The 8,408-nt window shown below is 36.8% G+C and carries 9 protein-coding genes; all 9 read left to right on the top strand.

Features of this window, described 5'->3' with window-relative positions:
• Window positions 1-262 precede the first annotated feature (262 nt).
• Complete coding sequence (gene fabD, locus AN490_RS04950) at window positions 263-1,144, top strand: ACP S-malonyltransferase (protein WP_300000527.1); 882 nt, start codon at window positions 263-265, stop codon at window positions 1,142-1,144.
• A gap of 435 nt (window positions 1,145-1,579) precedes the next feature.
• Entirely contained in the window at window positions 1,580-2,692 is a 1,113-nt protein-coding gene (locus tag AN490_RS04945; protein WP_213717737.1) for a fatty acid desaturase, read from the top strand.
• A gap of 308 nt (window positions 2,693-3,000) precedes the next feature.
• Window positions 3,001-3,714: a PspA/IM30 family protein gene (locus AN490_RS04940; protein WP_300000524.1), complete on the top strand. Its 714-nt coding sequence runs from the start codon at window positions 3,001-3,003 to the stop codon at window positions 3,712-3,714.
• Between the two features lie 10 nt (window positions 3,715-3,724).
• Entirely contained in the window at window positions 3,725-4,624 is a 900-nt protein-coding gene (locus AN490_RS04935) for a phosphate ABC transporter substrate-binding protein (RefSeq protein WP_300000522.1), read from the top strand.
• A gap of 101 nt (window positions 4,625-4,725) precedes the next feature.
• Window positions 4,726-5,364 carry a 1-acyl-sn-glycerol-3-phosphate acyltransferase gene (locus AN490_RS04930; protein ID WP_300000520.1) on the top strand — a complete coding sequence of 213 codons (639 nt, stop codon included), beginning with the start codon at window positions 4,726-4,728 and terminating at the stop codon, window positions 5,362-5,364.
• A 102-nt stretch (window positions 5,365-5,466) separates the two neighbouring features.
• Window positions 5,467-6,567, top strand: a complete 1,101-nt coding sequence (locus AN490_RS04925; protein ID WP_300000518.1) for a HindVP family restriction endonuclease — start codon at window positions 5,467-5,469, stop codon at window positions 6,565-6,567.
• The gene (locus tag AN490_RS04920) at window positions 6,567-7,529 is read left to right on the top strand and encodes a DNA cytosine methyltransferase (protein ID WP_300000516.1); all 963 of its coding nucleotides are present in this window, start codon (window positions 6,567-6,569) and stop codon (window positions 7,527-7,529) included. The genes AN490_RS04925 and AN490_RS04920 overlap by 1 nt, the downstream gene beginning before the upstream one ends.
• 170 nt (window positions 7,530-7,699) lie before the next feature.
• Complete coding sequence (locus tag AN490_RS04915; RefSeq protein ID WP_366925020.1) at window positions 7,700-7,963, top strand: exonuclease domain-containing protein; 264 nt, start codon at window positions 7,700-7,702, stop codon at window positions 7,961-7,963.
• A gap of 120 nt (window positions 7,964-8,083) precedes the next feature.
• Complete coding sequence (locus AN490_RS04910; RefSeq protein ID WP_168695063.1) at window positions 8,084-8,380, top strand: DUF2288 domain-containing protein; 297 nt, start codon at window positions 8,084-8,086, stop codon at window positions 8,378-8,380.
• Window positions 8,381-8,408: the final 28 nt, after the last annotated feature.

Genomic DNA, 8,408 nt, shown 5'->3' with positions numbered 1-8,408 from the left:
ACCGTGATGAAGCAGGAAGTAAACACTAAGGTTATCGCTGTCCAGATGTGTCTAGACTTTGGTAATTTTGGGTAAGTTTTATAGAACGGAAGATAAACAATTCAAAATTGAGAATTAAAAATTAAAAATCAGAAAATTAATAACAACGAACAACTGACAACTGTACGGGCGAAGCATTTGGAGAACTATTTTTGGCAATGACCGATAATTTATCTTCCAAATGCTTCGCCTCTACTGACAACTAACAACTGACAAAGAACAAATGACTAAAACTGCATGGGTGTTTCCCGGACAAGGTTCTCAATCGCTGGGAATGGGAATAGACTTGTTAAATCTACCATCTGCCAAAGAAAAATTTATTCAAGCTGAGGAAATTTTGGGCTGGTCTGTCACAGATATCTGCCAAAGTGATATTGAAACCTTATCACGGACACTTTATACCCAACCTAGTTTATATGTAATCGAAAGTATTATTGCTGATATTTTGCGGGAAAAAGGACAGCAACCAGACTTAGTTGCAGGTCATAGTTTAGGTGAATATATCGCCCTTTATGTGGCTGGTGTCTTTGAATGGTCTGCTGGGTTACATTTGGTAAAACGACGGGCAGAATTAATGGATAGTGCTGTTGGGGGAATGATGGCCGCACTAATGAACTTTGACCGAGAAGAATTAGAAAAAGTTATTAGCGAAACACCTAATGTAGTTTTAGCAAATGATAACAGTCCAGCCCAAGTTGTTATTTCTGGAACTCCTGAAGCTGTACAGGCTGTCATGTCACAAGTCAAAGCTAAACGCGCTATTCCCTTAAAGGTTTCGGGCGCATTTCATTCCCATTTAATGAAAGCAGCAGCAACAGAATTTCAACAAGTTCTCGATTCAGTAATTTTTCAGTCAGCAACCGTCCCAGTTTTGTCTAATGTAGATCCAATTCCAGCGGTAGCAGCGGAAACTTTAAAACAGCGTCTTTCTCAACAAATGACAGGTCCTGTGCGTTGGCGAGAAATTTCTTTACAATTACCAGAAAATGGCATTGAGAAAGTTGTGGAAATTGGTCCTGGGAACGTCTTAACAGGTTTGATTAAACGGACTGCAACTGGCTTGATTTTAGAGAACATTCGTAATGCTGGGGAGTTACCTGAATAGGTAATTGCACAAATTAATTCACAATTAAATAAGTCATTATGTAGATGAAATTGGCAACATAACCTTTCTATGATGTCTATTTTTATTGTCTCAAAATTTATTTGATAAACTTCATTAATTTGTCAGGATTAAAGTAAGATAACGCCAAAAAGTCAACCTTGTACTTAGGGCTTGCTGAGTAAAGCTAGAACCGCTTCTCAATAAGGGTTTCGCGGATTTTGAGAACAAAAAAGTGCAAGGCTATGGCATTTAGAGCCTCAAAATCCTTGCATTTCTATGGAAAATCAGGGGGTGAATTTGGAAACCAATCTCCCAAACCACCATTTTTAGCACTGTGTGGCATCTAGGTTCGCTTTGGGTACTTATTCAGCAAACCCTACTTAAAATTGCTCAAAACTTGGACTAATAACCCTGTAAAGAAAACTACAAAGATTCATGAATACACTTGCACAAAAAACTTGGATGACCCAAGCAGAATATGCTAAAAAGCTGCGTCCTTTACTACCACCAGAGGCATTTCTTCCTGATACTAATAAACTCTGGATTCTTTTAATTAATCTAGCAATTATGATTCTGGGCTGGGGAATCGCCAATCATCTTGATGACTGGAATTGGTATTTTCTTTGGCTGTATTTGCCATTAGCATTAGTGATGGCTAATAGTGTGATTGTTCTCCTATTTAGCACCCACAATTTGCTGCACAGCCGCACGGTTAAAAATCCCTGGTTAAGACAAGTAATTAGTTTATTGGGATTGACAATGTTATGGATGCCACCAACTTTATGGAAGGCTATACACAATCGAGAACATCACAATAAAACAAATTCTTTACAAGATCCAGATCGCAATTATTTAGACAGTCAACCTAAAAATTGGGGTAAATGGATTCAGAATGCTTTTGTGCCTTCGGCTGAGGTAAATCCTATTTTATTATTTATAGGAATGGGTCATGCTTGGGGAGTTCACGCATTTCGTAATCTCACCTCAGTTTTATTATTCAATAATGGTAAAGCCGAATATCCTGTGGTGGCTTTTACAGTTAGTGGGAAAGAACGACGAGCAATAGCACTAGAATTATTAATGATTGTCGGCATTCATGCGAGTATCTTAACCTACCTGGAATTCCATCCCATCAAACTGCTTCTTAGCTACTTTTTACCCATTTGGATAGGCTATGCAGGGTTGATATTTTATATCTATACTAATCATATGTTATGTCCCATGACAAGTGTAAATGATGTGCTGATCAATAGTCTCTCTATTCGAGTTCCTAAACTATTTGATCTTTTACATTTAAACTTTTCTTACCATACAGAACATCACATTTTTCCCGGCATAAATTCAGATTATGCGCCAATGGTGCAAGCACTATTACAAACACATTATCCTGAGAAATTTAATTTGTTGAATGCTGGCAAAGTATGGGAATTGATGCTGCAAACACCCAGACATTACAAAGATGATAATATCTTCACAGATTGGTCGGGAAACAAATCTGTAGATTGTCCAATCTTATGCACAAATCATCTAAGTGATGATAGTAAGTAGGGATATCCGAAACGGCTGAGATTTGAACTTTATAACCAAAGTTTACTAAAGTAAACTCAACAATTTAAAAAATATTCTGCTTATTTAGTCATCAAAAGACAACTTTTGCTATCAGACTGGGAATATGGCTTACGCCACGCTGCGCTATCATTCCCAGGCAAGTTATGAGTACATTGAGGGTGGGGAATTACGCAAAACTGTTAAAGTAAATCAAAAATGATGAAAAAAGTTGACATACAACTGGGATATATGTCAAGTTTAAGGTAAAAATATTACCATAAGCATCCTTACTGAAATAACTTTCGGTTATGAAAAAAGCTGTCTACTGGATAATGGGTGAAAAAGCAGGACGAACCATAGTTGGGACTTGGAACTGGTTATGGGGAATGCCTGTAGAGTCTGGTGGTAAAGTGGCTGTAGCAGTTGCTGAAGAATCCCTTCAGTCAATGCAAGAAGCCGTTCAGAAACTAGCGGGAGCAGTTGCGGCTCAAGAGGGCGCATATAAGACTGCGAAAAATAAATATGAGGCCAAAATTAAAGAATTTAATACCTTAGAGCAGCAAGCTATGACTGCTCAAAAAGGTGGTAATGAAGAAGCTGCACGAATGGCCATGAGTAAGGCGATTCAAACGGAGCAAATCTTGCCTAAACTGGAGGAAATGGTTAAACAGGCAGAAACTGCGGTCAAAGCTTCTAAAGATAAACTTAACCGTGAGCGCATGAAGTTAGAAAGCTACAAAGCCGATATGCAGAATATGAAGGATATGTCAGAGGTAAATGAAGCTCTGGCTATGATTGCTAAAGTTAATAATGAATTTGATATTGGCTCGGCTAAAAGTGATTTTGAAAAGGCAAAAGGTGCAGTTGAACGTCGGAATCTGAAGACAGAAGCTTTAGCAGAATTGTCGGAAAATCCAGCGGAAAAACTACAGGCTGAAATCGAAAACATGACATTAGATGACGAAGTTGCTCGTCGTTTGCACAGATTACAAGATTCCCAATCTAAACAATTACCAGAATAATTAGGAATTTATGAGTCAGAGAAGCGGTCCACCTCCTATTGTGTTTATTTTGCTATTTTTAGGGTTTTTGGGTGGTGGTTACTGGTGGTTTTTTATGCGTAATCCTGCCCCAAATCCGACAGCTACGCAGCCAGAAAGTAATTCTCCTGCTGGTGCGACCTCTGGGGCTTTTCCGTTACCAAAGACAGTGGCTAGTGGTACGACTGTCAAAATAGACGGTTCTACGAGTATGGTGACAATTAACCAAAGTCTCAAAAATGGCTTTGAGAAAAAGTTTCCCGGTACAAAGGTGGAGGCTGTGGGGAATGGGACAGATAAGGGGATTCAGGATCTATTGGCTGGTAAAGTTGAGATTGCGGCGGCTTCTAGACCATTGACAGCACAGGAGCAAAGTCAGGGATTAAAGGCTATTACTGTAACACAAGATGCGATCGCTTTGATGGTCGGTACAGCAAATCCTTTTAAGCAAGGATTAACCAGTAGTCAAATTGCAGATATATTTCAGGGAAAAATTAATAATTGGTCAGCCGTGGGTGGTTCAGCCGCAACTATCCGCGTCATTAATCGTCCAGCAATTAGTGGTACACACCAAGGGTTTAAAGAATTGGTGCTAAAAGGAGCTAATTTTGGAACTACACCCAATATTAGGACATTACCGCGAGATGCCACAACTCCCCTAATTCAAGCCTTGGGAACTGATGGTATTGGTTATGCTACCTTTGCTCAAGTTGCTAATCAAACAAAGGCGCGAGTTCTATCCGTAGATGGTTTGACTCCAGATGCAGGTAGTTATCCTTATCAGCGATCGCTGTATTATATCTATAAAGACCCTGCTAGTGCTGGAGTACAAGCATTTCTAGGTTATGCTACTTCACCTCAAGGACAACAGGCTTTAACGGTAGGAAACTGATGTAGGCAAAATCAGCAGTTAGATTTGGGAGTTAGAGGTTAAAATAAGTTCTGACTCCTGAATTCTGACTTTTGGATTCTATTTTATTTATATTATCTTCTGTGACTAGAACTCGCGAACCCTTAATTAGTTTAGCACTGTATCACGCCTTTAAGTGGTCGGTAATTAGCCCTTTGCTGCACACATACTTTCGCGGCAAGATTTATGGTGCGGAAAATGTCCCCCAAACTGGACCTTTAATAGTAGTTAGTAATCATGCTAGTTACTTTGACCCCCCGATAGTTTCTACTTCTGTGCGTCGTCCAGTTGCTTATATGGCTAAAGAAGAATTATTTAAAGTTCCTGTTTTATCACAAGCAATTAAATTATACGGTGCGTATCCTGTAAGTCGCGGTAGTGCTGACCGCAATGCTATCCGTTCCGCTTTAGAATATTTAGATAATGGTTGGGCTGTGGGTGTGTTTTTAGAAGGTACACGCACCCCAGATGGTCGCATTCATGACCCTAAAAGAGGTGCAGCCCTCCTCGCAGCCAAGGCCAAAGCTCCTTTTTTACCAGTGTGTTTATGGGGAAGTGAGAAGATTTTACAACCCGGTTCTTCTGTACCTCGTTCAGTCCCTTTGACTCTGAGAATTGGGAAATTAATTGATGCTCCTATTTCTACTAAGAAGGAGGAATTGGAAAGAGTTACTCAAATGTGTGCGGACGCAATTAATGCAATGCACGATTTGGGTAGGTAAGAATTTATTATAGGGCAGGCAAGATGCTTACCCTACAAGAGTTTTCAGCATAAATAATAAATGCGTGCGTTTTTATGTAAGTTAATTATCAAATTCAGCCTAATGCAACCCGAAAATTTACAAGTAGGTTTATTTGGATTAAATCATTCTAATAGAGATTTTTCTCAAAGAGAAAGTTGGGGCAAGAATCAATTTAATAATTCTTTTCCTGCATCCTTAGCTTGTTATATGTATCAGAAAGGTTTAAAACTCAATTATTTAACCTTGGACAAGCAGTTAAAAATTCAGCATCAAGAAATAGATATTTCTCAAATATTTGGTATCACTCCTCTTTCTGATCATTTATTCTTCTCCTTTGAAAGTGACTATGTACCTTATAGAAAAATAGTTGTTGGTAAATTACCGCGAGTTGATTTAGTAACCCATGATCTTAGTAGAGATAATGCTTGTTTACGAAGTATAGAAATTAAATTAACTGCATTACCTGATAATTCCACTTATCGGTTACCAGATCATCAATACGGCTGTGAAATTGTTACCAGACCAGATACTATTGTCTATCTTGCTTTGAGTATTGCTCATGAATTTGAAAATTCAAGAGATAAATTACTCAATTATCTTCAACCGGTATGTAGTCAAATTGAAGATTGGTCAAGTATCCGTCAGGTATTGCCTTTTATTCCTCAAATTGTAGATAGTTTAGATACTTTAATAAGTGAAAATATAGCAATTCAATCTCCATTGGTCATGCAACCAATATGGAAAACGGTAGGTAAGACTTCCAAACTTTATCAAAACTGTTTAGATATTTTTGTCTGGAGTAACTTTGGTTTTACCCGGCTTTTCTTTGATATCACTAAAAGATTAGCTAAATCAGAAGAAACCATCCAAAGACCTATGCGTTCTGTTGTCTGGTTAGCAAAAATGTTATATGAATTTGCTCTGGTTGGTAAAATAAATCATAAATTAGTTATTGATACATTAACCTATAACACTAAGAATGATAAAGCCTTTGCTTTAAGTGGTTCTAATACTCGTCCTTATATGACTTGTGATAATTTGGTTCAACCCAGAATTACCAAAGAAGAAATTAAAAACATCATTTTAGGAGGAGGACAAAACTTTTTAAGTCCTGAAAGAAGATTTGATGCTATTATTTTCAGCAATCCAGAAATTTTTGATGATAGACTAAAGGAAATTTAATGAATACACGCATGAAATCCTCTCCTTTAAAAGTCATAGATGTATTTTCCGGTTGTGGTGGATTATCACTAGGATTTCAGAATAGTGGATTTGAAATTGTTGCTGCTTTTGAAAACTGGAAATCTGCCATAAACGTTTATAAGCAAAACTTTCATCATCCGATTTTTGAATATGATTTGAGTCAGGTAAATAATAATTATTCAATATTTAAACAATTTTTACCTGATGTAATTATTGGTGGTCCACCATGTCAAGATTTTTCGAGTGCTGGTAAGCGCAATGAAGATTTAGGGAGAGGTGATTTAAGTATTACATTTGCTGAAATAGTAGCTAGTGTTTCTAGTCAATGGTTTGTTTTAGAAAATGTAGAATTGTTTAGAAAATCTCACAAATATCAAGAGTTTAAGCAAATTCTTAAATCTGCTGGTTATTGTTTAACTGAAAAGGTATTAGATGCTAGTTTATGTGGTGTACCACAAAAGAGGAAGAGATTTTTCTGTATAGGAGAACTTGGTGGTCAAGATGATAATCTCAAGACTTATCTAGAAGCTAATTTATCTAAAAAACCGACAACTATTAGAGATTATTTAGGGAATAGTTTAGGGATTGAATATTATTATCGTCATCCTAGAAGTTATCAAAGAAGGGCTATTTTTAGTATTGATGAACCAAGTCCGACTATTAGAGGTGTAAATAGACCAATACCTAAAACTTATCAACAACACCCCGGAGATGTTGCACCATTAACACCAGATTTGCGTCCATTAACTACTCTTGAAAGAAGTTATCTTCAAACTTTCCCTGATAATTTTATTTTTGCAGGTTCAAAAACAGATTTAGAACAGATGATTGGTAATGCTGTACCCGTTAAATTAGCAGAATATGTTGCTAAATGTCTGCTAATGTATATTCAAGATAAAAATAAATATCACATATCTGATGTTTCGTTGTTAACTGTCTAAATTGTCATATTTCCTATGTCACAAACTCAACTCAACCCCGAACAACTAAAAATCATCAACCACGTCAACGGAGCATTATTAATATTAATTTAATTACCGCTTATAATTCGGGAACAATTGTAGTTTTTGATGTATAAACTACAGGACTTTTAGCTGGTAAAGATGAAGTAATTGAAATTGCAGCAATTAAATTAATCAATGGTGAGATAAAATCAAAATCTCATGCTTATATTCAAAATACTGTTTCTGTGGGAGATTCAGAACAAATACACGGTTATAGTGATGAATTTTTAGCAGCAAATGGCAAAAATGCAATTGATGTATTTACAGAGTTTCTAGAATTTATCCAAGATGCTTTTCTAGTTGGACATAATCTCGGCTTTGACATTAAAATGATTGTAATACTAAATAGAATAAGATTTGAACGCAGATAAACGCAAATAAACGCAGATGAAGACGGATGAAGTCATGGATTTTATGATTCTGTGTAGCCTCACATAAAATTGGTTTCTAATATTGTAAAATTAAAGTAATAATCAATAAAGTGGGGAATTATGTCGGATTTACGCGAAAAATTACAACAAAATCTCGATGAAGCAGAATGGGAGTGGTTAATTCCCCATGTCCAAAAAGATGCAGTAATTGTGATAGCAGATAATTTGGATTTACTGGATGTGGGAGAAGCGATCGCTAGTGATAATATTCTTTCAGTGCAACATTGGATAGATGAACAATTATTAGCCAAACCGACAATAGATCAAGTTGGAGAATGGAATCTCAACCGTGAGAAGCGATTTAATGCTCTGATTGTTGAACCTTATGTGATCATCAAAGAAATCATCACGGTCTAAAATACTGCAATTTTGAGATTTTATTAGG

This window comes from Anabaena sp. AL09 (assembly GCF_001672255.1).
Taxonomy (GTDB): domain Bacteria; phylum Cyanobacteriota; class Cyanobacteriia; order Cyanobacteriales; family Nostocaceae; genus Dolichospermum; species Dolichospermum lemmermannii.
The sequence above is the reverse complement of the archived record's forward strand: the minus strand, read 5'-3'. Positions and strand labels throughout refer to the sequence as shown.

Coding starts and splice junctions, on each gene's coding strand:
- fabD (WP_300000527.1), top strand. CDS start 263: ATGACTAAAACTGCATGGGTGTTTCCCGGACAAGGTTCTCAATCGCTG.
- AN490_RS04940 (WP_300000524.1), top strand. CDS start 3,001: ATGAAAAAAGCTGTCTACTGGATAATGGGTGAAAAAGCAGGACGAACC.
- AN490_RS04920 (WP_300000516.1), top strand. CDS start 6,567: ATGAATACACGCATGAAATCCTCTCCTTTAAAAGTCATAGATGTATTT.
- AN490_RS04935 (WP_300000522.1), top strand. CDS start 3,725: ATGAGTCAGAGAAGCGGTCCACCTCCTATTGTGTTTATTTTGCTATTT.
- AN490_RS04945 (WP_213717737.1), top strand. CDS start 1,580: ATGAATACACTTGCACAAAAAACTTGGATGACCCAAGCAGAATATGCT.
- AN490_RS04925 (WP_300000518.1), top strand. CDS start 5,467: ATGCAACCCGAAAATTTACAAGTAGGTTTATTTGGATTAAATCATTCT.
- AN490_RS04910 (WP_168695063.1), top strand. CDS start 8,084: ATGTCGGATTTACGCGAAAAATTACAACAAAATCTCGATGAAGCAGAA.